This is a genomic window from Acidimicrobiia bacterium (assembly GCA_012959995.1).
GTDB lineage: Bacteria > Actinomycetota > Acidimicrobiia > Acidimicrobiales > MedAcidi-G1 > MedAcidi-G2B.
The window spans coordinates 2,118-3,347 of the sequence record DUCC01000031.1 but is presented as its reverse complement, the minus strand read 5'-3'; the positions used below and the strand labels follow the sequence as shown (position 1 = coordinate 3,347).

General features: G+C 55.9%; 2 protein-coding genes. Both read left to right on the top strand.

All coding sequences use genetic code 11. The features are described from left to right. The first annotated feature begins 13 nt into the window (after window positions 1-13). A complete protein-coding gene (locus tag EYQ49_08495) occupies window positions 14-649 on the top strand; it encodes a hypothetical protein (GenBank protein HIG25912.1) in 636 nt (211 codons plus the stop codon). Further along, window positions 649-1,230: bifunctional (p)ppGpp synthetase/guanosine-3',5'-bis(diphosphate) 3'-pyrophosphohydrolase (locus EYQ49_08490; protein ID HIG25911.1), on the top strand; the 582-nt coding region annotated here is incomplete at its 3' end. The genes EYQ49_08495 and EYQ49_08490, both read left to right, overlap by 1 nt.

The window sequence follows — 1,230 nt, the reverse complement described above, 5'->3', positions numbered from 1 at the left end:
CTCCACGGCCGGTGTGTTGCTAGCCGTGGAGGCTGCTTTGGCCGAGGGCGTAGCAGGGTCGTTGTCTTCTGGTTTGCATCATGCGCGGGCTAATACCGGTGCCGGGTTTTGCACCATTAATGGATTGGCGGTGGCTATTGAACACGCCAAAACGTTGGTGGAGGGCCCGGTGGTGGTGCTTGATCTTGATGCTCATTGCGGCGGCGGTACCCAAAGATTTATTGCCGGGGACCAACGAGTGCGTCATTTTGACCTGTCTACGGCTCGATACGACGGCTATGCCCCCACTTTGGGCAACCAGTTGGTTTTGTTGCCGTGGGAGGTAACCGACCAGGAATATGTGGAGGCGGTAGCGGCCATGTTGGTTGACTTACCAACCGATGCGGGCCTGGTGCTTTATAACGCCGGGGTCGACCCAGCACCGGCTATTTCTGCCGATGCCTTAGCAGAGCGTGAGCATTTGGTTGCAGCGTGGGCCAAGGAGAACCAGGTGCCTTTGGCCTTTGTGTTGGCGGGTGGTTACACCAGCGGCATGACCGAACAAGAGCTCACGGCTTTGCATGTACGCACCATTACTGAGTGCGCACAGATGGCGAAAATAATTCCAAGGGGCTTGAACTACGAAAAAGAATTGGAGGGTTGCCTTTAATGATGTTGACTAAAAGGTTTTCAGAGGCGGTGGAGTTTGCGCGGCTTCACCATGAGGGCCACACCCGCAAGGGCACGACTATCCCGTATTTGAATCATTTGTTAACGGTGGCTGGGCTGGCTATCGAAGACGCAGCGGCCGACCCAGAACTTCAAGACCAGGTTGAAGACATCGCCATTGCTGCGTTGTTGCACGACGTGTTAGAAGACACCGAGGTAACGGCTGATGAACTTGAAGCAGCTTTTGGCTCCGTGGTGCGAGAGATTGTCGAGGAGTGCAGCGATGCGGAAGGCCCCGGTAATAAACCACCGTGGCTACTGCGTAAACAGCAGTACCTCGAAGACCTTGAGTTTGCTAGCGATGCCGCATTGTGTGTGGCTTTGGCCGATAAACGCCACAACGCTTTGAGTTCGGTGGTTGATGCCCAAGCGGAGGGGCCAGAGTTTTGGGCACGTTTTTCGGCCGGCCCGCAAGACCAAATGTGGTGGTATCGAGCGGTGGCCAGCATTATTGGCTTTTGGCGCCCGGGCCGAGCTGCCCAAGAGTTGACTTACACAGTGGAACGGTTGTGTGCGTTGGCC